Below are 26,050 nucleotides of genomic sequence, written 5' to 3'. Positions count from 1 at the left end.
TTTTAACGAACGCCGGTCGGGGTGTGGCCCGTGGCCGGAGTCGGGGATGAGGCTCGCGCAGCTGCTTTCAATTTTAAGTCGTTTATTTTCTCAATAACCGAACGGCCCCATTTGGCTGAATCATTCGGCCCATAATGAATTCCATCGGACTTGCCAGCGGGATACTGGGTTAGCTTGGTTGAATCAATAAAGTGGCACTGATTTTTTTCCGCCAGCGTCTTGATCACCTCCACTCCGCTTTGCAGATTTTTGCTAAATGGAGCTTTGGCCAGATCTGGCGGCCCCACCCAAACACATTCCGATCCCTGGGCCCGGATGGCCTTCATCATGCTTTCAATATGTTTTTTTTCAGAGGCGATATTCCCCGGGCTGCCCAGAATGTTTGTGCCCAAAGTGATCACGGTCAGTTGTGGGCGCAGGTTTTGAAGTTCGGTGCTGAAGGAGGGAAGTTTGTGGCTTTTCACGCGGATTTCACGGTCGGCCGCACTTTTTTTCCAGAAGCCACAGTTTGTGGATTTGAAATTGGCAGAAGTTGTTGTCCAGGTCGAAGGCGAAGATCCGCAACTGGAAAAAGAAGTCACCTGCTTCGCGCTGGTCCGAAAATGCGCATCCAGGATTTCGCCATATTTGCCATAGGCGTGGGAATCCCCCAAAAGCAGAACACGTTCAAAGGATTCTGCAAAAGCCGGGGACGAGGTCAGAGCCAGAAGACTGAGCAGTAAAAAACTTTTCATGACAGGCCTTTGTTAAAACTTCCAGAATAAACTGGTCCCCACGCCAATTTGCATTTCTTCTTTGGCGGCGGAGGGATCAAACTTGTATTCGTTCAGGTCCAACCCATAGCGCCAGAACCACTGATTGGAAAGATGGACATAGGCCTGAGCTTTTAAAGAATAAGCCGACTTGATTTTAAAATCACTGCCAGAAGAGCCGGCATAATATTGCAGCTTCAGCTCAGACCAGTCCATCAGGGATCTGAACCAGCGGTGTGGCTTGTTGACCATGAATGCCCCGACGCCAAAAGAGGTGGCGCTGGCGCTTTCTGCCTGGATCATCTGTAAAGGTAAAGACAATCCCCAGGAGGCATCAACCAGATGGAAGCCTTCATGAGCTCTCCATAAAAGTTCCACGGTGGTCAGGTCTGCTTTGGCAAAGTCATCTTTTTCAATCAACTGCTGCTGACGTTCCAGGGCCATACCCCAGTGGAAGCGCGACCAGTCGGCATTGATCCACATAAAGTTTTCTATCCACCACTGGAATTCCAGAGTGCCGTAGGCCACACCCGAAGGGGTTTGATAGCGTCCGCCCAAACCCAGTCCAAAAGGCTGACCGCGGAAGACGTCATTGCCGACAACAAAATTGTGTCCATCGGCAGACACATTCAGATAACGGCGGTTTTCCACGCCAGCAGGGATATCCCGCACAGTCCAGACGAACTGATTTTTTTTGGACATTTCCAATTGCGCGGCTTTGTCGTTTTCCGGAACTTTGACGGAAACTCCGGCAGGAGCCACGCCATTAAAGCTCAACGAGGAAGAATATGTTCTCACGGCCGAGCGGGCAGACAGGTAAGGGCGGTTCTTTTCCCGTGGCAGCTGGCCACGAATATAAAACTCCTGCCGCATTGGAATGTCGCCGTCCCCCTTCAGGAAAAGCACCGGACGTGACTTAGGCAGAGCGATCTGCCATTCGGTGTCCGAGATCTTTTTAACTTTCTTTTCGTCGACAGGCTCGGCTCCGGAGGCTGTCAGAATCAGGCGTTCGCCATCATCAGAAACCACGGCATCTTTAAAATCCACATCCTTTTTGCGAGTCTCAATTTCCAGAAAGGCCCCGCTGCGAGTCGCGGCCCGGAAGGCGACGTTTTCACTGCGGTCATTCAGATAAATGATCCCCTGATTGCCAACGACCTTGCCGTTGATTTCAATCTGTGCCGGTTTTTTTGTGCTGGAGCGGGCTTTGACCGTCATTTGCCCCTGCTGAGAGCTCAGGTACAGTTCGTTGGAGCACAGGTACAAACGCGTTTCGTCACTTTCACGATAAATGCAGAAAACCATGAACGGCAGATACTTCATGTCGTCCACCAGGCTGGTTTCGACCTCTTCAGCCACGAAGTCCGCTTTTTCCGAGCGCAGGCCTTCTTCTTCACTGGTGGTCTCGGCCTGGGATATTTTTACGTTGTCCCGGTTCAGAACCGCATTGAAAATCGCTTTGCCGGAATTGTTTTTAATCGCAAGTTCGCCTTCTTTGATCAAACCCGCAGGCCAGGTGAAGCGAATACGATAAGCACCTTTTTTAGCAGGGGAGGGTTCGATCTGGAAGGTGACCTCGGTGGTGTCGATCAGGATGTCACCGACCTTCAGACGATCTTCATCCATCAGGGTGTACTCAAAGCGTTGCGGCAGGACCTGAAGATTGTTTTTGTCCGCCTGAAAGTACAGAGGTTTCAGTTTGCTGGATCGGTTTTGAGCCCATGTGGGGATGGCAGAGAGCAGACAAAGCAGAGAGACTAAAAGCAATCTCATTACAAAAGCTCCTTCTTGATTTCTTCCGCACTTTTATGTGCCATGATCGCGCGAATCACCGCCAGAGAAGTTGTCATCTTCGACAGGAAGTCCTCGTTGTGAGTGATGATCACGCGGCGGGGATGCCCGCTCCAGGCATCTTTGATACGACTGTTCAGGTCCCAGGCTTCCTGGAAGGTTTCTGTGCGAATCGGGTTGGAGGCGTCGTAGTATTCCGCCGAAGCAGTATCTAAATGGATCACCCAATCGTAGCGCGCCAGCTCTTTTTCCTTGGTGGTGTTTAGAGCTGTAAAGAAATCCACCGGCGCGGTGCTTGGCCAGTAGGCCGCACTGTCTAAAGAGCCCCGGTCACACACGACCAGGTTCTTTTGGCTGACATATGAAATCATCGCCTCAAGCTCAAACTGGGTGGCATAAATGGCTCGTTGAGCATGGACGATCGTTTGCGGGTCTTTAAAGCGGGGAAAACCCCCACGGTATAAAATACTGGCGGCTTCGGGGACGACCGCACAGCGCTGACCAAGCTCTTTTTTCAAGGCTTCGATAAGTGTTGTTTTCCCCCCAGAGGGGCCCCCGGTGATCGCGACTTTAACTGATGAATCCATTCCTCTATGGTCCCTAATAATCCCGCACGAGGTCAAAGTAAAAAACAGTCTCAGAGCATGTAACGCAGTCTGAAGGCAATTTTGTAAAGAAGTCGTGTGAGCCAGGAGGGGGTGGCAAAGTCTTTTTCTGAGACAGCCTTGGAGTCACTGACATCCTGTTTCCACTGTTGCAGCATGCTTTGTACACTCTGCGTGTCGTTCAAAATGACTTCGACCTCAAGATCATGCAGGATGCTGCGGTGATTGAGGTTAAAGGAGCCTATGAACGCCTCATTATCGATGATCATTGTTTTGGCGTGCAGAATGGACTTCTGGTATTCGAAGATCGGAACCTGACGCTGCAATAAAAAACGGACAATATAAAACGCAGCCCACTTCACCAGCGGGACGTCAGACTTTCCGGGAATCAGCAACTGCACGTCGACTCCACGGTGCGCGGCTTTCATCAGGGCCCGCAGCAGGGACCGTCGTGGTAAAAAATAGGCGGTGGTCAAATAGATACGTGATTGCGCCTGGCTCAGTCGACGAAGCAGGTCGCGATACAGCTTGCGGCGCAGGCGCTGGGTGGTGTTGAGGCGCAAGACTTCCCGGGCAGGATCCTCGTGCAGTTTCCAGCGGCCGACCCAGCCCAAAAGACCTTTCATAAATGTGCGCAGATAAGATATTTGAAAGGCCAGCACCAGGCGCTTGACCGGTTCGCCCTCGACCCATACACCGGTGTCGCGCCAGGCTTTGTTGCCAACGTAGCTTGCGCAGTGAACTTCGGTGAAATTCAGACTGCCAAGGTAGGCGCGGGTTTCGTCGATGATAGTGATTTTGCGATGGGTGCGGCGATTCACGCGTCGAAACAGCAAGGACCCCCGCATCGAATACTTCAATACAAACTGATGAGCCCATAAGATTGGATAGGGCAGAGGGTGAAAGACCCGCAGATCCATGCCGTTCTCTGTGCAATAGCGATCCAGAAAGGGAATAGAGGTGTAAGAGCCGAAGCCATCGACGACGATTTTGATGGTGCAGCCGCGCTCGCGCGCATTTTTCAGTTCAGCAAGAATGGTCTTGGTCAGTTTGTCTTCTGCAAAGATGTAAGATTCAATGGTGACGCTGCGACGAGCCTGCCTTATATCTTGGATCAGACTGTGGAAATAGTCGTCACCGGTGTAGAATATTTGAGCTTGGCTCCATGACTCCATATGTCGCAATTGTTCATTAATTTATTAAAAAAGTCGACAGCAAAGCGCGGGGGAGGGCACACTCACTTTATGGCATTAAGCAACATAAAGAATCTGAAGAGAGTTCTGGTTGGTGGTCTTTTGAGTTTAGGGTTCTGCGGGGCAACATGGGCTCAGGCAGCACTTCCTTCTGCGAAGACGACCGTGATTTATTTTGGGCAAAACAAAGCTGAAGACTTTGAGTTAAAAGTAAAACCTGTCTTTGCTGATTTTGTGAAGTCCTGCAAAAGATGTGAGATTCTGAACTACACGCCTTACACCAAAACGGGTGAGGTGGACATGGAATCCCTGCAAGAACGCCTGGAGTCCCTGCCAGAAGGTGCAAGTTTTGTGTTTTTTGACTTCAACATGAAGGTCAACGATGCCAATAAAGAGCTGGTGGATTTGCTAAATAAAAAAGCAGATTCCGGCCTGGTGATTGTTGGCGCGGCCGGGGGGCCTCGTGCTTCCGAGGCGTCCAGTCCTTTGAGTCGCACGATCCTGGGGCAAGTTCACGGGGCGTTGATTATCGGAGAGCTGGGCGAAAGAGATCGTTTGTTCCCGGTGATTGGTTTTTATGGGCCTGAGATGTTAACAGCCCTGCGCGCTCCAAGAGATTTGGTAGGGCAGGGGTACAGTCCGCTGATCTTCACAGCAAACCTGGCAACCAACTGGCAGAAACGTTCTTCTTCCGAGTGGGTGGAGCATTTCCGTATGAAGAAAATGAAAACCCGCAAGCTGTGGCTGGATCTGGGTGATCTGTTCTAGAAGTTTAGCGTCCTGGGAACAGGACCACACGATCCCGGTGTTCAGCCGGGATTTTTTGTTTCAGAAGGTGCAAAGCCTCTCTGTCGGAATATCTGCTGGAAGCATGAATTAAAACAATCTTTTCACTTTCGATGTCATTCAGGCGGGGAATCACTTCGTCAATGTGAGTGTGGCCCCAGGTGCGGGCGTGTTCGATGGTTTTTTTCTCGTCCAGATAAGTGGCTTCCATCAGAAGAATCTTTGAGTGGCGAACCCAGGGGCGTGAATCCAGAAATTCGATCTGTGTGTCGCCGGTAAAGGTGACCACCGGAATGTGGGTGATCTCGTTGACTTCAATCCCTTGGCGGCGCAGGTCGACGATTTCCTCCTGAGTGTAACCCAGATAGTCCTGTTTTAACTTCTTATGGATTTCAAAAAGCGTATAACCGTAGGACTCGATGCGATGGGTGGTCGGAAAAACCTTGATATAGCATTGCGCATTCAAAGGAATCTCATCGTCGGCACGCACGCCGATGAATTCGTAGTTGTACTGATGGCCCTCAATCTTTTCCCAGATCTTCATGATCTGATCCAGTGGCTCCACCAAAGACCCTGGCATGTAGAACTTGCCAGCGGGCTGTGAGGTCATCGCCTTCTGTGAGATGATATAGGGAACTCCAGCCGCATGATCCAGATGGCCGTGAGAGATAAAGAACTGCTTTAAGTTTAAAAGGAAGGGGTAGCCCTGAGCGACATCAAAGCTCAAAGAGAGTTCGGGCATGGAAATCGCTGTGCGGATGCCCGACAGCGACAGCCCATGGAATTTGTATTTGCTATGACTCCAACTCTCTCCGGCTTGTACTGACATAACTACATGCAGCGAGCCACGATATCGTGGCCGATCCAGGCAACAGGATTCTTCGGCTTCCAGGAATCATGCAGCATGATATAACCGCAGGATTTGAAGACAACTTCGCTTAACACCGCCGTGATCAGGTTCTTTGGATCCTTATGCAGATCGAAAAGATAGTCAGAGCAGGACAGCATGTATTCCATCTGGTCCTGGCGGGAGTGTTGTGGCCACTGCTCAAACTTTGTGAATTCCAAAGTCAGATTGTTGGTCAGGTAGTCATCGGTGAACTTGATGATCTGTTCAAAGGTGACGTCGTCTTTCAAAAGCTCTTTGCAGGCTTTAAGAACCTGGTCAGCATGAGCTTTGTCTGCGGCGTCTTTTTGAATAGCTGCAAGCAAAGGATAAAGTGACACTTCAACACCCTGGAAGACAGAGCTGGAGTTCGTCAGGATCTCTGGGCAGTTGTAAACGCAGCAATGAACACCTTGTTTTGCGAAATTTTCTGCATGCTTTTCCAAGGCCATTTTTGCCCAGCCTTGGAAGTAGCAGGTGTAGGTTTGCCATTTGTACTGACCACGGATCAGAACCTCGGTGCCATGATAGCCATAGGCCGTATAGGAAACATGCGACCCCTGGCTTTCTAGTTTCTGGCGCAAAGGGGCTGACAACTCTATCAGGTGGCGGAAGGTTTCCGCAGTCACTTCGTTAAAGCTCTTCAGGCAAAGTTGACCGATCTGGGAATCCATCAAAGTTTTTGAAGAAATATGGCGGTCTCCGGTTCCTTTGGAAACACGGTTTAGGACCGGCATGATCACTTTAGTCCGAGGAACGCCACCCGCCATCAAGTGCGCAAAAAGAACATTGGCACCTGTTGGGATGTGCTTCTCAAGTTCCTTCAGGAACTGTTCTGTGTTTTTTCTGAATCTGGCCACGCCATTTTTGTGGGATTCTTCGATCGAAGCCCAGTCCAACTGCACCTGATCCCATTCGCTCATTTTCACGCCCTCAAGTTGAGCGCATGGAGTAACGCCTTTAGAGTCAGGTTCCAGGTCGAAGCCCGCTTCCAGAGGGACGTTGATGAAAGGGGCGGGGATGTTTTCAGATTCTTCAGCAGTCAAAGGGCGCAGGCTTCCGTCTTTTTCACGGCGACCCACAGTGGCACGAACGATTGTCATTCCACGGCGCTCAGCTTCTTCAACCAAACCGTTGGCATATCCGCGCGTGAAAAGCTCACCGAACAAAACAAGGACGTCGCCTTTTTTGTAGGGGCTCAAAGCCGGTTTTTCATGAAGAGGGAATAGTTGCGTCATAAATACCTCACAATATAAGCCGACATACTTGTCCGACCCCCGGGATGGGTCAAGTTTTTTGAATTTGTACCTGGTGGTATCCGTTTTTAGCTGCGTTGCTTCGTCGTCGCCCTGGGGAGGGGGCTCTTGCTGATGCCTTGTAAAAACGGATGCCACGAGGTACAAATGAAGTGCTTCAGGGAGGATGCAGTGCGAGTTGTGAGTATGGTTCCGTCATGGACCGAAACACTGTTAAGAGCGGGAGTGCAGGTTGTTGGCCGCACACGCTTTTGTATTCATCCCCCTAAAATGATCACAAATATTCCCATCGTCGGCGGCACCAAGGAAGTTTCCTGGGATCTGGTCGCGGATCTAAAGCCGGATTTGGTCCTGCTGGATCAAGAGGAAAATCCACTTGAGATGGCAGAAGAATGTCCCGTTCCGTATCTTGCCACGCATGTGTCTTCACTGGCGACCTTGCAAAAAGAATTGGCACGCTTGGGAGAGCACTTTGAAAATCCGGCCCTGATGGAAATGTCCGTGGAGGCCCTGGATATAGTCGAAGCCCCGCCGCTTCCGTGGAATATGCAAAGGATTCCGGGTTTTTTAGAGTGGGTGCGTCCGCCCTCTCGTGATTATGATGAAGTCCTGTATCTGATTTGGAAGAAGCCCTGGATGACGGTCAGCCGAGAAACCTATATCGGCTCGGTGCTGGAAAAATTAGGCGCAAAATTAGTCAGCTTCCCCGAGGGGGAAAAATACCCGGTGATCGAGATTGAGGACTTCAAACACGCCTTTGCTCTGTTTTCTTCGGAACCGTTTCCGTTTCAGAAAAAAATCTCGGAGCTTAAAGCCATGAACATCGACGGCGCTGTCGTCAATGGGGAATCTTATTCCTGGTTTGGCGTCCGCAGTTTGGAGTTCCTTAAAGAGGCTTACGCGAAGAATTCATAGACAGAGCCAGTTGTTAAGATACAATTAAAACTCTTGATTTCAAGAATGAATTCTAAGTGGAAGGATCTGCACGTTATGGAAATGTCGTCTTGGGCATCTCGTCTTTCTTGGGCATTACTGGCAACTTTTCTGACAAGCTCTTGCGCTGAAAAAAGTCAGGCGCCAGAATCCCTGACATTGAAAATGATGCGCATGCAAGCTGAGTCCAACTATCAATCCGAGCTTCCGCAAAAGGATCTTCGTCAGGTTCAAAGTGTGCATCGTGTGGCGTTTGTCTGCTGTGCTCAGCAGGATCAGGAACAAAAGCTGTGGTCCCAAGTGGCCAAGAGTCAACCCGATGTCGTGGTCTTCACCGGAAATTCAGTCAGCTCGGTTCGCTATGACGAAAAACCTCTTTCCGCGCAATACAAAAAACTGGATCAGATTGCCGAGTACCGCGATCTGCGCGCCAAAGTGCCGTTTATGGCTGTATGGGATGAGCTGGATTTCGGAATTCGTAACGGGGATTCCAGCTTCCAGGGTAAGAATGAAAATCGTCAGGCCTTTTTGGACTACTGGAAGTACATCGGTAAACTTCAACCCACCACAGCCCGGGGTGTGGAGCACTCGGTGATCCTGGGGGCCCCGGGGAAACGGGTGCAGTTTATCATGCTGGACACACGCTTCTATGCGACACCTTGGTTGAGTGCGGGCACCGACGGAGAATTTAAAAAGAACTGGAACAAATCGGACTCTTTGTTGGGCTCTGGACAGTGGGCTTGGTTGGAATCAGAGTTGCGCAAGGACGCCGAATACCGCGTGATCGTGTCACCTCTTCAGATGGCGGCAAATTCAGGAGGGTGGGAGCGATGGGGTTTGTTCCCGCTGGATCGTCAGAAATTCTTCGATACGTTGCGTGCGACCAAGGCTCATAAAGTCGTGGTAGTCAGTGGCAATCGTGGTTTTGGCTCCTTGGGTAAGGTGGATCTGCTGGAAGGTTATGGGCCGCTGTACGATATGACAGTGGGTCCTTTGAATGGCGCCACGACCACCCGCGAGGATGATTTCCACTATGTTGGGAAAGCGGTGTCTGCTTTGAACTTCGGTCTGATTGAATGGGACTGGAAGAAGAAGAAAGTGAAGCTGATGCTGATGGATGAAAGCAATCAGCCTGTTGAGTCTTTGAGTCTGAATCTTTAAAGCAAAAGCCCACCTTCTCGGTGGGCTTTTTTTTATCTCATCAGGTGCATGCCTGGATAAGAGGGGGCTGGCATCTGGAACAGTTGTTCCATCATCTTGGTGGCCTGGGCTTGAGGATCTTCTTCCTTTTCAGAACCCGTTGGTATGCCGAAGCTGCCCTTCATGGCCAGAACAAAGCGGTTGAAGTCCTGAGTTGAGCGCAAAGCCAGGAAGAAGTTTCTGTTACGAGCATCGCCGGAATCCTGCATTTGGCTGGAACCTGTTTCCTGCGCAATCAGGTAGTAGTTTTCGGTGATATCCACAGGCTTGTTATTGACAACACCTTCACACAACATGATGCCACGAGTGACGGCCTGACCTTTTTCTTCATCTGTCAGACGGTGATTCAGAACGTTGACATAGTCACGGCGACCAAACCAGGATTTGCTGTCTTTGATGAATAATGTCGGATTCATACGGATCACCACGCACTGTTCATGCTTGTTCACGCGCACCTTGAAGATGTTCTGCTGCACAGTCATGGATGTAGAACCATTGACGGAAATGGAGTTGCCGGTCGTCTTATTTTCAGAGACACCCCATTGCATGGTGTATCCCAGATCCACGCCCAGAGAGATCAGGTCCAGGAATTTTTTAGACAGACCCACTTTGGCCGTAATGCTCGTGGAACGGCTGGAGTAGTTGGATGTCGAAGCGCTCAGCGAGAAGCTTGTACCTACGGAAAGCCCCTGATTCAGACCTTTGAGGTACTGCATGCCGCCGACTTCTTTGGTGATCATTTGTTTTTCCACGTGGAAGAATTTGGATGGGTTCTTGCGAGTCATGCCCATGCAATCCATGCCGAAGGCGGTTTTAGTATGATCGTTCACGGCGCCGCCCTTGCTTTGGAACATGGCTTTACCCATGTAGTCGGTAGACCAGAAAGCGCAAAGTTTTTCTGCTGTGGCCGGGGACAGTGTGCCTGTGGCCATCAGCCCCTGCAGATCGGCTTTGGTGATTTGCAGGCGCTCAGTGATATTGGAAGTGATACCCAACGCCTTTAACAGAGGGCGGGAGGCATCGACCTGATTTAAGTTGATCAGGTTCAGATTGTTTTCTTTGGCGAAGACTTCTTTCTGGGCACGAGCCTGGATTTTTTGTCTGATGGCCGCTTTGACTTTCAAACCATCCGCTACGATACGAGTAATGATATTTTTCTGAGACGTGTTGTTTTCGCCCTGACCTTTCAAAAGGAAGGAGCTGATTGCAGACGCATCCATAATTCTTAAAGGACGAGTGGATTCGTCAATGTTCAAAGTGATCGGGCCGATATAGGTCGGATTTTCCAAAGTGGAAGCCGTGTCGATTGCAGAGTCCACCGACTGGGAGGCATCCTTCAGGCGGATTTCTTCTTTATCCACGATCACTTTGCTTTCGTCCACGGGATGGATTTCCACCAGAATGTTATTGCGGTTCCCCAGGGATTTAAGGTCCTGGGTCTGGAATGTGACATCCGTGTTGATCAGGCCGTTCATCACATTGACAAAACGGTCTGCAGAAGCCACGTAAGTGTTCTGTTGGTCATAGTCGCGGTTTTGCACGATGGCGATTTTCATCAGGTAAACCCCGTCACGCAGACGCTGAGTTTCTGAGCGACCGTTGGAAAGGCTTGAGTAGATCAACAAACGTGGATCCATTTTGAACTGAACCTTTTTGGTAACTGTCAGATTCAGTTCGTTGTCGATGGAGTACTTGTAAGAAAGCGTGTTGTAAGAATAGCTGTCCAGCATCACCTGAGAGCGCGGACGGCTTTCCTGAGAACAGCTCAGGACCAGTTTTTCGCTTGTGTCGACATAGCGCATGTCACGGGCCACGGCGCTGGAGGCCTCCCAAGGATTGACGATCAGATCCAATTTTTCGTTCATGCCCAGGTCAGCGTTTTCAATCTGGACATGGCCTTTGAGGTAGTGCTGGCAATCGAAGTAGTTAAACGTGATGCTTTCATCCCAGTTCAGGCAGGAATTGTTGTCAGTTTTCAAAGTCACAGTGCGGGCTTCCTCTGATTCAGACTGACGGAACTTGGTGATTTTGAAAGTGTGCGCACGGGTGTTTTTCTGGTCCAGACCGTTTCTGACGCAGGCACGGATGTTATAGAAAATTTCACGAGTCGAGGTTGTCTCCTTACCCACGCGGATATAACGGAACTCCATCTGGGACACTTCGATCTTTGGCTTCTGATAGGTGTCCTGATCCATGGTGCCACCTTTATTGACTTGTGAAACCTCATTCATCTGGGCATTGACGTATTGAGAAAGCTTGAAGTCTTTCGTCTGAGCCACGATGGTGTTGATTTTAAGGAACGAAGCCCCTTTGATCTGGTCGTATTCGCCTAGGAAATACAGGCCTTCAAAGGACATCAGTCCCTGCGGAGCTTGGGTCGGTTCCAGATTCAGGCCCAGCATGATTTGACCGCGTGTTGGCAATGCGGGAAGGTGCATGGGTGCTTTGATCGCCAAAGAACCGTTTTCCATCTTCACGTCCTGTGCCTCAGACACCGTCATCAGGCGGCGCACTTCCTTGTTGTCGTGTTGATAGATATGGATCAACTGCATTTTGGCTTTGAATGTTCCTGCAGTCAAAGGACGCAGGAACATTTCGCCATTCATTTTCGTCATCTGGATGGAAACATTCGGGCGCATTTCCACAACCAAAGTGACTCCATCAGTGGTCATCTTTTGCTCGGTCACGAACAAACGGCCATCTTCCACCCACAGAGGGCGGCGGGCTTCTGTGCTGCCATCATGGGACAGGCCTTTTAAAGCCATTTTGCCTTGTTCCTGATTATCCACCAGGCGGGGAATGTTGTTGCCATCATCCGGATTGAGGACCGGAGTCAGATTTTCCCCATGGGACCACGGATTGATTGCGAAGGCCACTTTCTGAGTGCCTCGGTGCATGCCAGTGCCCTTGATGGTTCTTTCAATGCGGATGTACTGGGAATCAGCCAGGAAGTTGAAGTTCACGCGCTCGGCCCAGGTCAGGCAGCCGGCTTTGTCAGTGGTGACTTGCTTTTGCACTTCTTCAACCAGGAAGGTGTGGCCGGCCACGATTTTATCGAAAGCCACATCTTTGATGCAGGCCTGAAGGTTGAAGACTTTGGAATTTGGCAATGCAAAGTTTCCATTCACAGACACCTCCAAAGCTTTGGATTTGTCCGCCATGGGTTGCGCCGTGAATGTCGCCGCACTGGTGCCAAGACTTTCTTTCTGCTGTGGTGTTGGCAGGTTGCAACCTGCCAAAGAGAGGGCTGAAAGACCAAAAAGAGCTTTTAGTAGGGTGGTCTTAGAGATTTGCATAGGATGTCTCCAGCTTAATCATCAAAGTCTTTTCACGCGATTGAGGTTCCCGTTGATACATCACTTCAGCGTCTGTGTACTTCACGCCGAAATTGAAGCCTTCTTTTTTAAACGCCAGATAGCTTTCGGCAGAATAACCGACACGGTTGGTTTCAAAGCTGGAAGCGTTGAAGTAGGCCACGGCCGCTTCAGGTGCAATTGAGAAGTAACTGCCTTCCACCACCAGATCCATGTCTTTGCTGAAGTGAATTTCACCCGCCAGGAAATAACGAGTGGCTGTGTTCTGATCCGAAGGGGCTTTTTGATTTTGCAGGTACTCCACACCGGTTTTGATATCCAAAAGACTGAACACCGGGAACTCCAGCTCTGCAGAGGCCTCGATACCTTCATATTTGTACCTAAAGGTGTATTGAGCCTCAGAGATCTTTTCCACTTCATTCCCCAGCAGGTTGGATTTCTGTGCCACAGCGGAAGGAAGATTGTTGTAGATGAAATAGCCTGCAGACGCCTTCCAGTACAGATTGCGTGCGGCTTGCCACTGGAACTTCACAGAAGCCGTGTTCAGGGAAGGTGTGGCTTCAAGGTCCTTGGTGTTGGTGCTTAAGGATGTGGACGTGGGAATGGCTGTTTCCATACCCAAAGTCGTTTTGGTGTTGCCGAGTTTCATCAGTCCCTCCAGACGTGCTGCCGGGAATGCGATGCTGTCGACCAGAATGTCGGTGTGCATATGGCGCTGATTCAATGCGCCAGCCGACATGCGCAGGAACGAGAAAGGCAGATAATGAGCGGCCGCCTGATTCAAAAGGATCTTGTTTTCAGCTTTGTCAGCGCCATCCACAGACTGAGTCTGACCGGACTGCAGGCGCAGTGAAGGTTGAATGTCCAATTGCAGAGAGCGATGCAGAAGGTACTTGGCTTTGATATCTGTGCGAATATCCACAAGTTTGGCCTGACTGCGATCGTCATGGATGTCAGAGCCTTGCAGGCGCAGTCGCCATTCCGCAGAGAAGCGGCTTTGCTCTTTTGTCTCAGGCAATACAGTGCTGATCTGACCTTGCGCCCATGTTTGCGCAGTCAGTATCAAAGTGAGACAAAGTGTTGAAATCGCAGTTCTTCTCATGCCAACCCCATTACCTACGCACTATCATTTCAAGTTCCGTGCGCGGTTTTGGTTGGACCATTTCAAAGATATAAGACTTAATAAAAAGGCCTTCGACAGTGTGCCCTCAATTGTCACCTGCGAGGTTTCTTCATTTTACGAGGGAAAGCCTAGCGATAGACCTGTTTGCAGGCCTGTTCACACCCTTGTGTGTCTCTTTGAGATTCTCCGTACTGGGCTCCACGTCGAGTGGCTTCGTAGTCGTCTTCGTCAAAGTGAGTTTTGATATTACAATCGGTGATGTCCCGATCTTCTTTCAACCAGCCGACATAGTCGGCCGTGGCAAAACTGGTTTCCTGAGAAATGCGACAGCCCATATAGCAATGAGCCAGTTTGTCCGTGCCCATGCGTTCGGCTTTGTTTTTCTCATTTTTGTAGATTTTGTAAGCCTTGATAAGGGAAAAAGGATTTCCCGTGCCGGGATTGCGTTGTGCCCAGTCTTCGCGAACAGACGTGTATTCTTCAGCGCTTTGGAAAGCCTGGCGGGTGAGAGGGTTTTTCTCCTTCTGATAGCACAAAGGGTCCTGGGCATGCGCCAGACTGGAAAAACCAAGAACTAGAAGGAAGAATAGTTTCTGCATAGGGGAAGACCATAACAGATGCCTTATGGATGCCTCCCGTGAAAGTTTCGCAAGGAAATAATTTTCCAAAGAGGTGTCAAATTACGGCAGAGATTTTCACCACAGAGGCGCAATGCTGACAGATTTCAGTGTGCTCCTCCAAAAAGGCGGATTTATTGATAGTCACAGGTTGTTGGCACTGGGGGCAGTTTACGGTGCCAGAGATTATCTCTTGTTTTTGCTTTCTGGCTTGAAGGGCTAGATAGGCTCCCATGACAAAGAACAGCGGAACCAGCACGAAGTGCACGACGGGCAAAAGAACACTGATCACCGCCAGTCCCCAGAAAAGCACCAGTTGCTTCAGGGACTTCTGCAAAATTTCAGTACGGGAAAAACGTCGTATCTCCGCATGTCCGTATTCGATTTTATCAAAGTTGCTGTTGGCGATGGCTTGGATTTTTATTGTGCTCATGAAGGGATGCCTCCGTAGTATTCGTGGGGAACTTTCAAACCACGACGGACAATTTTTTCGGTCATGATTGTGTTCTTCATTGTGCTCAGGGATATAAGATACGCGATGGAACAGCAACCCAGCAGCGGAACAAGTCCCACGGGTTGTTTTGTTCCTTCCAAAGCAAATATCACCGAGGCCAGAAGCGCACGTGACGAACCTGCAAACAAGGCGGCCATCCCAATCAGTGCCATGGTGCTGGTGTCAGTGTGCAGCGCAGGGAAGTAGGTGGCCAGGAAAGTTCCCACCAGAAAGCCAAACGCAGATCCCAAGGTCAGGATCGGAGCAAGAGTTCCACCGGAGGTGCCGCTGCCTAAAGCTAAAGACCACGCTAAAAACTTCCATATAAAAATGCTGAAGGCCGCACTGACAGTCAAGGTTCCCGCCAGACTGGAAGTGATGTTGTCATAGCCCACGCCCAAGGCGCATGGTTCTATCATTCCAATCATGCCGACGGCCAGGCCTCCCAAGGCTGGCCACCACATCCAGTGCACAGGTATATGTTCAAATAGATCCTCGACCCAGTAAACGGACTTTGTCACAATCACGGACAGAGCTCCGACCAAGGCCCCAAAGACCAGATATGCAAGCAAACTTTGCAGGTCGGGCGTCACCAGTGAGGGCATGACAAAGAAGGCGGCCTTTTCGCTAAAAACAGAACGCAGAGTCGCAGCCACCACCGTTGCCAAAGCCACAGGCACAAAGGATTTGGGACGATATTCAAATAGCAGCAGTTCAATGGCCAGCAGCACGGCAGCCAAAGGGGTGCCGAAAATTGCAGTCATACCAGCAGCAGCGCCGGACGCCAGAATGATCTTTCGTTCGTAAGGACTGACGGGCACCACTTGTCCTAGCCATGATCCCAGGGCGCCCCCAGTGGCAATGATCGGGCCTTCAGCACCAAACGGACCTCCAGAGCCAATGGCGATGGCAGAAGAAAAGGGCTTTAAGAAGGTGATACGACGAGGGATGCGGCTTTCTTTTTGAAGAATATTTTCCATCGCTTCGGGGATGCCATGGCCGCGAATGCTGGAAGAGCCAAACTTCGCCATGGCTCCGACGATCAGCCCTCCGATGGCAGGAATTATAATGGCCAGCAGGCCCAGATTGTTTTCAGCCGGAGAACTTTCGTGCAGTGAAAAAGTTTGGAAGTAAAAAAGATTGGTGCAGAAGTTGATTCCAAGCAAAAGCAGGTGGGCCACGCCCACACTGACGATCGCGACTGCACAACTTAACGTGCAAATAAGAAAAACACGGCGGCGGCGATTGAGTTCCCGAGAAGACACATGGGCTCCTATGCAAAGACCCATAAATGTTCCTAGTTCGAGATGCCGTCAACGCATGTGGCTACGCATCGAAACGATGCGTCAATTTTCACTCAGAACCTTTTCGATAGAAGACAACACTCTTTGAGTGGAATGGCGATTCTTTCCAATTTCGGCGCGGATTTCCTCTTTAATGTGCGGAGACTGATCTTGTTGCTTTTTCATTCTTTGCAAAAGAACGGCGACATCGGCCGAGGTGTGGACCACTTGCACGACCATACCCGAAGAATATGTTTTTTTCTGATAGAAAAGGGCCTCGCGATTGTTGCGATGAAAAGGGCCCACCATCACCGGGAGTCCCGCCGCCAGAGCCTCCATCACGCTGTGCACCTGTTTTTTGAACGAGCCCCCGATGAAAGCAATATCCGCCCAGGTGTACAGCTCGGCCAGAATGCCGACCTGATCGATGATGAGAATATCTCCGGCATTCCAGGTTTCGACTTGTGAATAGCGCACGGATTTCATGCCCAAAGCGCGAATCTGATTTTCCAAATGCTCCAAGTGGCTGGCCGTGGTTTCATGCGGGGCCAGAATCGTGCGCAGGTACATGCCTTGCAACTTTTCCAGCGCCGGCAGCAACACCAGTTCATCTTCGGGCCAGGTAGAGCCTGCAATAAAAACAAAATCTTCCGGGCTGGGCATAAGGCTGCTTTTCAGCGCTTTGGGATTTTCCAGGCGGTGAAAGACCTGATCAAAACGTGTGTCGCCGCTGACCTTCAGGGGAACCTGCAGCTTTAAGGCATCCAGATTCTGAATGTCTTCGGCGGAAACGCAGTGGATCTCATGCAAGTGGTTCAGAGAGTATCTGGTCAGATAGCGCGTGATCCCTTTCAGGCGGGACGAATTGTCAGCAAAGGTGGCCGAGAACAAAGCCGCAGGCAGGCGCTCTTTTTTTGCGACTTCCACAAGCACCGGCCACACATCGGTGCGAGAGAACAGCAACACACGCGGGTTCCACTTTCTGATGAATCTCTTCATCAGAAAATCAATGTCCCAGGGAAGGGCACACCATAGATCCACATCATGAAGACTTTCCAGAATCTTCTTTGCGGAAGGGGATGAATAAGTCACCATGATGGGAAGATAAGGATATTGTTTTTTTAGTTCGCGAATGACGGGCCGGGCGTATTCGATTTCTCCGCTAGCTGCGTGAATCCAGATGGGGCGGGCGGCCGCCAGTTCCACTTCGCTGCCTTTGATCTTGATGCGATAAAAGCCTGTGTTTTTGTCTTCGATCATTTCCCGCAGCTTGCCCTTTAAAAAAGGGCGGGTTAGTTGCAGCAGCATGAACGCCAATGGGACAATGACATACTTATAAAACAAAAAGATCAAAGTGTTCATCGGTGCGAAGTCCTCAGAAGCAGCTTCATTTCACGAGTGACTTGTTCTGGCGTGATGTCGACCAGGCACTGATGGTACTTTTCCTTGTTCACGCAAGGCCCCTGGCCGTGTTTGCTGCAAGGACGGCATTTTAATTCAATCTCCAGAACTTTCGTGCTGCCGCGGGACGGGAAGCCAAATGGCGCAGGTCCCATCAAAGCAATGGTTCTTTGCCCCAGCTGTTCTGCCACGTGCAAAAGACCCGTGTCGTTGCTGATCAACATTCGTGACAATGCCACCACGCTGGAGCTGACTTGCAAAGAACACTTGCCCGCCAGATTCAGAACTCTTTCCGGCGCGACATCGCGGATGTCCTCGATAAAGGAATCCTCGGGGCCTCCCAGTAAAACGAAACGCTGATCGGGATTTAAAAGAATCAACTCTTTCCAGTATTCTTTCGGCCAGCGTTTCAGGAAGAAAGCGGCAGAGGGGGCCAGTGCGACACAGTCGGCATAGGGCCCCAGGACCTCCTGGGCTTTTTTGTGACTTTCTTCGCTGGGGAAAATCTGAGGTGCTGCCGGTGAAACTTTTGAAATGCCCCATGACTGCAAAGGCTCCAGCAAATCGCGCTGCCCGGAGAAGGGCATTTCAAAAGTGTTGATGCGGAATTTGAAGAGCAAAAATCTTTTCCAGCGGCGAATCGAGCGACGAATGAATTTGGGTCCGACGCCTAAAACTCCCAGCGGGCGAAGAATCCACGTGATCACGCGCGAACGCATGTTGTTGTGGGCATCATAGATATGGGTGAAGCCCTCGCGGCGCATTTGCAGGCACAGGCGAATTAAGCCTTTGAGCCCAGCCTTACGGTCGAATTCCCAGATCTTATCAATGTTGGGATGATTCTTAAGCAACGGGGCCATATCTTTACGGGTGATCCAGTGAATTTTGGCTTCCGGGAAAGATGCTTTGATAGCCGAAGGAACGCTCAGGGTTTGAACGACGTCTCCGAAGCTGGAAAAGCGAATGATTAAAAATTTAGCATTTTTAGGGTCCCGTAATAACATGGGGTTAAGATTAGCAAAGGCGCCGAAAAAGGTCACTTGTTTAAAAGCTTTTAAGAGGATTCCGCATATAGGCGATCTGGCCGGGCATGGGCATTGAAGTAAAAGTCCTAGGACAGGAGGCCCATGGCTTTCAAACAAGTCCCCGTTTTGGGGGCCTATTTAGCATCTTTATTAGGTTCATTAGCACTGCTTTTGACTCCGCTGTTTGCATCGGCTCAGGTGCAGACCGAGATGCGTTTATTCTCAGATTCCTTTATCAGTCCCACTTTTGAGTCGGCTGAAAAGACAAACTATCAGTTTGTGGGTGCTCAAATAAAGACAGATCCTTTTTCTGAGGACAGCCTTAAAATGGACGTGTCCGGGGGAGTCGCCATCGGGGCGCCGCTTTTAAATTATCTGAATATCTCTGAGTTCTATGTGCAAAGCCGCCAAAGCGAGACCGAAACGTTCTATCTGGGGCGCAAGAAAATGCTCTGGAATGAGCTCGACTCGCGCTGGGACCTGGGTGTGTGGGAGCCTCTTTTTAAATGGAACCCGCTGAATGCGGAAAATCAGGGTTTGACCGGACTGTTCTGGCAGGTGGATAAACCATATTATACTCTGGTTCTATTTGCGTCTCCGCTTTATATCCCGGATCAGGGCCCCAGCTTTGAAATTGAGGACGGCACTTTCGTGAAAGGCAACCCGTGGTTCCGTCGTCCCCCGGAAAGTATCCGCATTTGGCAAGAGGCCACTGCCATTGACTATAAGTTTGAAAAGCCCAGCGAAAGCCAGGTTGTTTTGCAAAACTCTTTCGGCCTGAAGCTGTCCTTTGGTGACCCACAAAGTCTGCGTGGACAACTGGCGTACACCTATAAACCTGCCAACCAACTGGCCATTGGCTATGAAGGAAATCTGAATGTGGCAGAGCTTAAAGGCGCTGTGAATCTGCAGCCGCAGGTCTTCTATCATTCCCTGGTCGGAGGGGATATTAGCTATAAATACGAACGCTTCCGCTTTGGTGTCAGTGGTCTTTACGACAAGCCAAGCAAAGATGACATCTTCGAGGAAAAGTGGACTCATCCGGTCTTTGAAGATGCCGTTTTGGTCAGTCCGTTTATTGAGTGGGCCACGGGAGCCTTCGGTGTGGCGGTGCAACACCTGGATATTTTCGGTGGTCAGGTGAAGGAAGAAGGGGAGCTTGCCAGCGACAATCGGGCCGCCCTGATGACCCGTTATCCTTATCAAGAGGCCACGCAGGTGTCGGTTATGGGGAACTTTAGTTTCCGTAAAACCAAACGTCTGATCACAAAACTCAGCTACACGCATTCTGAGAAAAACAAATTTGATCTGATCCGGGTCAGCGCCAGATTCCGTTTGTCCGGCTTGTGGTCCTTTATTGGCGAGGCCCAGTTGGTCAAAGCGGAGCCAGCCGACAAGAATAATCAAAATGAAGTTGCGCAGTTTGTGAATAACGATCGTTTGATGTTGGGAGCAGCGTATGTCTTCTAAAGCTCTCCTGCCATGGCGTAAGATCTTAGGCTCTTTGTTGGCGGTTTCAATCACCGCCGGAACTGTGGGATGCAGTGAGTTCCTGAATGGCAAAAAAGTCGAACCCGAGGTTATCGAGTTTTCCGACAAGCGTTTTGCCTGCTTGCAGGAGATTCCATCTCATCTTGAAAAATTCTCTATCGGCGAGGCCAAGTCTTCTGAAATTACAGAGGGCTTTGACTGTATGACCGAGGCTTTGACGTACTTTAATAAGAAAACCTTTGGCTCCCTGCAGGATGCCTATACAGTCGAGGAGATGCGTAAGTTCTTCGGGAAGTACTTCCTGAAAAAGAACAACGTGACGCCAGAATTTGCCGCCGAATTAATGAAGATCAAAAAGGCTCTTCTGGGTGGTTCTGTCGGTCATATCACCAAAGACGAAATCGTTCGTCTGGTAGAGATTCTTCAGTTGCTGCGCGATGAATCCATAGCGCTTTCCCCGCATGTGAAAGTCCTGTTGGATCAGAATCAGGAAAAGAAGACCGAGTGGGAGCAAATTTCCGCTGCCATTGGTCAGTTGCGAAAATCCCTGCAGCGTCTGCTGGAAAAAACTCAGGTGGCAAAGTCAGATTACAGCTTCGAGGACGCCAAACGGGCCCTCAGCGGTTTTGCCGAATTCATCCGCGGACAAGAACCCTTTGCTCCATATCAGAAGTACAGCAGGTGGGTTCCGATGGTGGAATCCGTGAAGGTCGTTTTGATGGGAAAACGGGCCAACTTCGCCGGGCTTTATCAGTGGAGCGAAAGTCTGGACACGTTGTTGGATCTGTATGAGCTGGCGCTAAAATACTATTATGTCATCGGGGACCTCGAGTTTAATGATCCCGCGAAGCTGCGCCAGACCAGTCAGTTTATCACGCAAGGGTTGGATCTGCTGATGAACTCTCACCAGATGAAGTCTTCAGGCCGTATTCCGGTGGAGGATATTGACACTCTGATTCGTCAGATGCTGCCATCCCTTGTGCCTGTGGATGCCGCGTTGGACGAAGTCCAGGCCCAGGCCCGTATGGAAGACTACTTCAAGGCGATCACCAAAACCTACAAAGTGGTCTTGATGAAGATCCTGGATCCGGCCCGCCCGCAGGATTCCCGGGGACTTTTGGGATTAGAGAAAAAACATCTGCTCAGCGTGCAGCGCGAGCTAAATATCTGGCGTTTGCATCAAAGCTTTATCGACTTCCTGCCATTCAAGCAAACCGGCGGGGGCGTCACGCAAAAACAGCTGATTCAGTCTTATGAAAAATTTGACAAGACCACGGTCATTGAAAAAGGACTGACCCAGGATGTGTTCGAGCAGAAGGCCTTACAGAACTCGTGGCAGGATTTTGGCGACCTGCTGAAGAATCCTCGCATGGTCAGCTTTAATGCCGACGGTCGCATGGTCATCGCCGCGGGTGATACGAAACAAAACTGGAAAGCCCTCACTAAATTCAACCTGATGAGGGCGTTATCTCGTATGCTGCTTTTGGGCTATGGGGATCGTGTGTCGGGTCGACTGAGTCAGGCGACGATGAACGAAAAGGGACTGGTGCAGTGGTATGAGGACTTCCAGGAAGTGGGACTGTTGTTAAAGGCCTTCGACCCGCGCTCGGCCAATTCCGGTTCACGCAGCTTCCTTGAAGCCAACTTCTTCACATTCAGCGGTAACGGCGATGAGGGCATGGATCAGAAGGAAACTTTTGAGTTCGTCAGTATCTTGTTCTCTGCCGGCCTTTCCACGTCCAACGCGGTTTCCAAACATATGGAGCTGGCGCGCTGTACGGTGGCGGAACAGGATGTCTTTGGCTTTGCTTACATGAAAGAGGCTTGTTTCAAGGCGCAGCTGCGCAAGCATATGAGCGTGTATTTCAATAATTTGCCAGGCATGGTGAACTATGTGCAGCGCCTGAACGACGCTCAATGGAATGAGTTCTTTGGGTATCTACTTGCGGCCTCTTTAAGTCCAACGCAGAAGGCGGGATTGATTGAAACTGCCAACGTGCGCACGATGGTCACGATCCTGCATTATATTGAAACCGTGATGGTGATTTATGATGCCGACCACAATCAGGGGCTATCCCTGGACGAGGTCTATTCTTCGGCACCAAGATTCATGTCCTTCTTTAAAAAGGTCAGTCCAACGTCATTTGAGTTCCTGATCAAAGAAGGCTTTGCGCACTTGGTGTTCTATGGCGAAATCCCCGGAGCCGGTGGCATTTTGGGCTTCCAGTTCAGCAAGCTTTGGGGTTTGGACGATGCCCAGCGCATGGAAATCGCCCGTCTTTTTGGCACATTGAAGGATCAATTGAACAAGGTTGGAAAGTAAGCTAGGCTTCGGGACATGCTTTGGCGGTCCCTTGCGGTTTTCACAGCCCTGATCGTGTCTTTTTCGGCACATGCTTTTTCGTCCATGGACGAGGAAGTGCCGATCATTCTTCGCGAACCAGCCTCGGATCTTCCCAGACCCCAGGTTGAAGCCCGTGGCCGTATTGATTCTTTCGTCGACAATAAAACACTGAGAGTCCTTAGCATCGCCAGTGACTGGTACATCGGTGAAATCGTCGCGATTGAATCCCAAACCCCTGCGGTGGGGATTGTCGGCTTTGTCGAGGTGACGGGAATTGAGAACAAGCAGGACGGCACCTATGAGCTGACGTGTGAATTGCTGCGCCAGTCGCGCATGAACTTCATTCAGATCGGGGATCAGATCATGCACCTGGATCTGAGTTCGGAGAATCAAAAGTACAAGGGCACCACGGATCTGATCATTAAAAAAGGCACCAAAGAAACATCGTCCAAATATAAACCTCTGTTCACGCAAGGTATCGCCGTGGGCGAAACGGCAGAGACCTTGTGGGAGGGCGAGTATCTGGTCACTTGGTTTGGTCAAGTGAACTATGGCTGGAAAGAATGGCTGACGGTTTCCACCATCATACCGGCAGATTTGCTGGGAGCCTACAATGCCACTGGCAAGATGCGAGTGTATCAGTCCGCTTCGAACAACTTTGCTGCCGGTCTGAATTTCGCGCGCATTCCCTCGGAAACCCGCTCGACGTTGAATTTGAATATTTATTGGGATTCCATTTCATCTGAAAGCGTGATTTCGCACACACTGCTATCCGTCGCTTTGTTTAGTTTTGAGGATGCCCAGAATGCCACTGCGATCAAATCTCTGGGGACGAGTTCCTTCCAGACAGGATACGAATTCATCCTTGATGACTGGAACCGCATCCTTCTGGGCCCGAGTTATAACTTTGAATCCAAAGCGGTCGGGGGTTATCTCAGCTACGTCAAAATCTGGGATCAATTCCATCTCAGCTTATCTCTGAATTCCACCAACATCACTTCGGTGAAGTTTGCCCCGGAAGATGGATATTACCTACTATTCGACGCCTACTGGCGCTTCTGAGCACATCCAAGGCCCCATCTGACTGCGTTGTCGTTCGACCTGCTCGCTTCGACGTGCAATAGCACGCCTACGCTGTGCGGGTCTCCTCCGCCTTGCAGCTGGGGGTAAAAGGTGCCTGGTTGTTTTTTCTGGCTATGGTGTGTTATTAAAAGGGACGTCGAGTTTTTTTGCGACGCTTCTGTAAAAGTAAGCAGGTACCTTTTGAATAAGTTTTTTGTTGCGACACCTTTGGATTTTGAAAAGCGGACTTTGGCAGAGATGAAAGAAGTCTGGCCTTATCTTTTGGGTAAAGATGCCAAGCCTCATTCGTTGCCGTTTCCGGAAGTCGCCGTTCTTGAGGGCGGGCTGGAATTTGAAACCGAACTTTTCATAGGTCTGCAACTGAACTTCTTCCTAAAAACAGCCAATCGTATCTTGTTGCGCATGACTTCGTTCAAGGCGAAAGATCTGCCGAAGTTCTATCAAAAATTCAAAGGCCTTCCCTGGTTGGATTTTCTGCCTCACGCGAATGTGACGTGGGAGGTGGCCGCGCAAAAAAGTCGTCTGAATAATGAAAAGCGCCTTCAGGAAAGTGCCGAGACTGCTTTGAATGAAGTCTTCAAAGGCCAAAAAGGCACCGAATCCTGTGCGAGTATTTACATCCGCATGGACGATGATCTGTGCACGATCAGTCTAGATTCCACCGGGGAGCATCTGCATAAGCGCGGCTGGTCTGTGCTGAAAGGTGAGGCCCCTTTACGTGAAACCATCGCGGCCTTTCTTTTAGAGGAAATGATTGGCAATACCTCCTCAGCGGAACTTGCAGGGATCACGTTGTTAGACCCGATGATGGGGTCAGGAACGTTCCTGGGTGAAGCCCGCGCCCTCTGGGCTGGACAGTTTTCCCGTGAGTTTGCCTTCAAAAAATGGAAACGCGCGCCGAAGCTTTTTGCCTCTTCCAGTTTTGCGCTGAATTACACTTTGCCTGCACGCATGCCTTTTAAGGCCTATGTTGGCTATGACATCGACGCGGATATGATCCCTGCGGCAGAGAAAAACTTTGCCGAGGTGGAGCGCCAACTCCAGGTGGTGCAAAGAGCGGGGTTTGTACCTGCTCCGCATAAGTTTATCCACGGAGATGCCCTGAAGCTTGAGACTTCCCAGGACGGCCCGTTATGGCTGGTGGTAAACCCTCCTTATGGAGAGCGGTTGCCGGTGGCGGATCAAGGGGGGCTAAAAACCTTGGTTAAGGAGCTCTGCCTGCGTCATAAACCACAAAAGCTCGGGGTTCTTTATCCGGAAAAAGAGCGTCTTTCGGCAGTCCCTGCGGGCTATAAGCTATTTAAAGAGATTAGGGTCAATAACGGGGGCCTGCGCTGCCTGTTCACTATTTTGACACGCCTGTAAATTTTTAGGAATTGGTTAGAATTTGCGGCAGTGAGAGTGGTCCCTCTGGAAGTTTGACGGGATTCCGGCTACATTCCTGTTCCATGAAAACAGCCAAACTACTTTCCGCCGTATTTTTGAGTTCTGCCCTTTTGACGACAGCCTGTACGCCGAAGGACGAAGCCATCACAGACAAAGCCACTCGCGATCGCATTATTGCGCAAAATAACCGTAAAAGCGGTAAGGGTAAAAAGACGGGTGGCCAGCGAACCGAATTCCGTTACGGCTCTTATTCCATTGCATCTTTGCAGGCCGAAAAGGTTGTTGAAGCTCTGGAAGTTATCAGATTGTCTTTGGGACATGCGGAAGCTCTGCCAGCAAACTATTCGAAGTCTGAGGAAACCAAAAGCGGTGATCTGCTTCAATTGAGCCTGAACTCAGCCACGGCACCTGTTGCTTATTCTACCAAGCACGGCAACTTCCAGGTGACGGTAAAAAAGAATTGGAAAGTGCAGGCTTTGGCTGATGCAAATGGAGTTAAGTCCTTGATCGCAGAAACGGCGAAGAACTCGGTTTCCGTTGATCAAAAAGATATCAGTGAAAAGACCTATGTGAACTTCAAAGAAGATGCGGCAAAGATTTCTTTGGTGGCTGATGCTGAAGGTAAAGCCAAGGTTACCGTGACCGGCAATGGCTTTATGAATATCAGCAAGAAAAATGTGACTGGCAAAGAGACCTTCACTTACTCTCTTGAATTCACGATCCGTCTTGATCAGTTGGCTGATGGTAAGATTGATCTGGAAAATGCAAGCGGTGAATTTGTGGGTGTCCGAAAAAATGGCAAAAACTGGGTTACTTCTATCAGTGGGTTGAACGCAAAAGTGACCCTTGATGGTCAGTGCAATGATGTTGAAGGCTCCGTTAAAATTGGAAAAGGCGACAGACCGCGAGTTCTTCAGATGACAAAGTCCGGGGCTGTGGTTGAAAAAAGCTCTTTTGATACGGACCTGGGGCAGTGTGGACGTCGTCCCGTTGTGGATCTGAGCCGACTGCTTCTGAATTAGTCCTGACGATCAGACAATAAGAATAAAAAAAGCCGCGATCTCTCGCGGCTTTTTTTATTTGGTGAA

General features: G+C 50.2%; 21 protein-coding genes. 8 read left to right on the top strand and 13 right to left on the bottom strand.

Going from position 1 to position 26,050, the window contains the following annotated elements:
* Positions 1-2: 2 nt before the first annotated feature.
* The 4 genes from ACZ5ZZ_RS10555 to ACZ5ZZ_RS10540 are packed head-to-tail and all read right to left on the bottom strand — an operon-like array spanning position 3 to position 4,323.
* Positions 3-734 carry an SGNH/GDSL hydrolase family protein gene (locus tag ACZ5ZZ_RS10555; protein ID WP_464117180.1) on the bottom strand — a complete coding sequence of 244 codons (732 nt, stop codon included), beginning with the start codon at positions 732-734 and terminating at the stop codon, positions 3-5.
* Between the two features lie 12 nt (positions 735-746).
* Positions 747-2,525, bottom strand: a complete 1,779-nt coding sequence (locus tag ACZ5ZZ_RS10550; RefSeq protein WP_464139284.1) for a hypothetical protein — start codon at positions 2,523-2,525, stop codon at positions 747-749.
* On the bottom strand, positions 2,525-3,130 hold the full coding sequence (locus ACZ5ZZ_RS10545) for an ATP/GTP-binding protein (RefSeq protein WP_464117178.1): 606 nt from the start codon (positions 3,128-3,130) through the stop codon (positions 2,525-2,527). Before ACZ5ZZ_RS10545 ends, ACZ5ZZ_RS10550 begins: the two co-directional genes overlap by 1 nt.
* 50 nt (positions 3,131-3,180) lie before the next feature.
* On the bottom strand, positions 3,181-4,323 hold the full coding sequence (locus ACZ5ZZ_RS10540; RefSeq protein ID WP_464139282.1) for a phospholipase D-like domain-containing protein: 1,143 nt from the start codon (positions 4,321-4,323) through the stop codon (positions 3,181-3,183).
* Positions 4,324-4,392: 69 nt separating this feature from the next.
* Between ACZ5ZZ_RS10540 and ACZ5ZZ_RS10535 the strand changes: the two genes are divergently transcribed.
* A complete protein-coding gene (locus ACZ5ZZ_RS10535) occupies positions 4,393-5,109 on the top strand; it encodes a hypothetical protein (protein WP_464117176.1) in 717 nt (238 codons plus the stop codon).
* A 4-nt stretch (positions 5,110-5,113) separates the two neighbouring features.
* On the opposite strand, the gene ACZ5ZZ_RS10530 is transcribed toward ACZ5ZZ_RS10535, so the two are convergent.
* Both ACZ5ZZ_RS10530 and ACZ5ZZ_RS10525 read right to left on the bottom strand, forming a co-directional pair.
* Positions 5,114-5,956, bottom strand: coding sequence for an MBL fold metallo-hydrolase (locus tag ACZ5ZZ_RS10530; protein WP_464117175.1), 843 nt, complete (start codon positions 5,954-5,956; stop codon positions 5,114-5,116).
* 2 nt (positions 5,957-5,958) lie between these two features.
* Complete coding sequence (locus ACZ5ZZ_RS10525) at positions 5,959-7,251, bottom strand: enoyl ACP reductase FabMG family protein (RefSeq protein ID WP_464139280.1); 1,293 nt, start codon at positions 7,249-7,251, stop codon at positions 5,959-5,961.
* A gap of 132 nt (positions 7,252-7,383) precedes the next feature.
* Between ACZ5ZZ_RS10525 and ACZ5ZZ_RS10520 the strand changes: the two genes are divergently transcribed.
* Positions 7,384-8,184: a helical backbone metal receptor gene (locus ACZ5ZZ_RS10520; RefSeq protein ID WP_464139278.1), complete on the top strand. Its 801-nt coding sequence runs from the start codon at positions 7,384-7,386 to the stop codon at positions 8,182-8,184.
* Positions 8,185-8,229: 45 nt separating this feature from the next.
* A complete protein-coding gene (locus tag ACZ5ZZ_RS10515; RefSeq protein WP_464131023.1) occupies positions 8,230-9,363 on the top strand; it encodes an alkaline phosphatase D family protein in 1,134 nt (377 codons plus the stop codon).
* Positions 9,364-9,395: 32 nt separating this feature from the next.
* On the opposite strand, the gene ACZ5ZZ_RS10510 is transcribed toward ACZ5ZZ_RS10515, so the two are convergent.
* The 7 genes from ACZ5ZZ_RS10510 to ACZ5ZZ_RS10480 form a co-directional block, all read right to left on the bottom strand.
* Positions 9,396-12,698, bottom strand: a complete 3,303-nt coding sequence (locus ACZ5ZZ_RS10510) for a hypothetical protein (protein WP_464139276.1) — start codon at positions 12,696-12,698, stop codon at positions 9,396-9,398.
* Positions 12,685-13,818, bottom strand: coding sequence for a hypothetical protein (locus tag ACZ5ZZ_RS10505; protein WP_464139274.1), 1,134 nt, complete (start codon positions 13,816-13,818; stop codon positions 12,685-12,687). Before ACZ5ZZ_RS10505 ends, ACZ5ZZ_RS10510 begins: the two co-directional genes overlap by 14 nt.
* Before the next feature lie 149 nt (positions 13,819-13,967).
* Positions 13,968-14,438: a hypothetical protein gene (locus ACZ5ZZ_RS10500; protein WP_464131018.1), complete on the bottom strand. Its 471-nt coding sequence runs from the start codon at positions 14,436-14,438 to the stop codon at positions 13,968-13,970.
* Between the two features lie 76 nt (positions 14,439-14,514).
* Positions 14,515-14,889 carry a hypothetical protein gene (locus ACZ5ZZ_RS10495; RefSeq protein WP_464139272.1) on the bottom strand — a complete coding sequence of 125 codons (375 nt, stop codon included), beginning with the start codon at positions 14,887-14,889 and terminating at the stop codon, positions 14,515-14,517.
* Entirely contained in the window at positions 14,886-16,214 is a 1,329-nt protein-coding gene (locus ACZ5ZZ_RS10490) for a chloride channel protein (RefSeq protein WP_464117167.1), read from the bottom strand. Before ACZ5ZZ_RS10490 ends, ACZ5ZZ_RS10495 begins: the two co-directional genes overlap by 4 nt.
* 81 nt (positions 16,215-16,295) lie before the next feature.
* A complete protein-coding gene (locus ACZ5ZZ_RS10485; protein ID WP_464139270.1) occupies positions 16,296-17,594 on the bottom strand; it encodes a 3-deoxy-D-manno-octulosonic acid transferase in 1,299 nt (432 codons plus the stop codon).
* Positions 17,591-18,637, bottom strand: coding sequence for a glycosyltransferase family 9 protein (locus ACZ5ZZ_RS10480; RefSeq protein WP_464139268.1), 1,047 nt, complete (start codon positions 18,635-18,637; stop codon positions 17,591-17,593). Before ACZ5ZZ_RS10480 ends, ACZ5ZZ_RS10485 begins: the two co-directional genes overlap by 4 nt.
* 123 nt (positions 18,638-18,760) lie before the next feature.
* Here ACZ5ZZ_RS10480 and ACZ5ZZ_RS10475 point away from each other — a divergent pair, with 123 nt between their 5' ends.
* From ACZ5ZZ_RS10475 to ACZ5ZZ_RS10455, 5 genes are all read left to right on the top strand, one after another.
* Positions 18,761-20,128 (top strand): hypothetical protein, encoded by a 1,368-nt coding sequence (locus ACZ5ZZ_RS10475; RefSeq protein WP_464139266.1) that lies wholly within the window; start codon positions 18,761-18,763, stop codon positions 20,126-20,128.
* A complete protein-coding gene (locus ACZ5ZZ_RS10470; RefSeq protein ID WP_464139264.1) occupies positions 20,118-22,472 on the top strand; it encodes a hypothetical protein in 2,355 nt (784 codons plus the stop codon). The genes ACZ5ZZ_RS10475 and ACZ5ZZ_RS10470 overlap by 11 nt, the downstream gene beginning before the upstream one ends.
* 15 nt (positions 22,473-22,487) lie before the next feature.
* Positions 22,488-23,555 carry a hypothetical protein gene (locus ACZ5ZZ_RS10465; RefSeq protein ID WP_464139262.1) on the top strand — a complete coding sequence of 356 codons (1,068 nt, stop codon included), beginning with the start codon at positions 22,488-22,490 and terminating at the stop codon, positions 23,553-23,555.
* A gap of 201 nt (positions 23,556-23,756) precedes the next feature.
* Complete coding sequence (locus tag ACZ5ZZ_RS10460; RefSeq protein WP_464139260.1) at positions 23,757-24,941, top strand: THUMP domain-containing class I SAM-dependent RNA methyltransferase; 1,185 nt, start codon at positions 23,757-23,759, stop codon at positions 24,939-24,941.
* Between the two features lie 83 nt (positions 24,942-25,024).
* Positions 25,025-25,984: a hypothetical protein gene (locus tag ACZ5ZZ_RS10455; RefSeq protein ID WP_464117160.1), complete on the top strand. Its 960-nt coding sequence runs from the start codon at positions 25,025-25,027 to the stop codon at positions 25,982-25,984.
* Positions 25,985-26,050: the final 66 nt, after the last annotated feature.

This window comes from Bdellovibrio sp. HM001, assembly GCF_055397275.1.
Note: the sequence above shows the minus strand (reverse complement) of the source record. Positions and strands in the feature narration are given on the sequence as shown.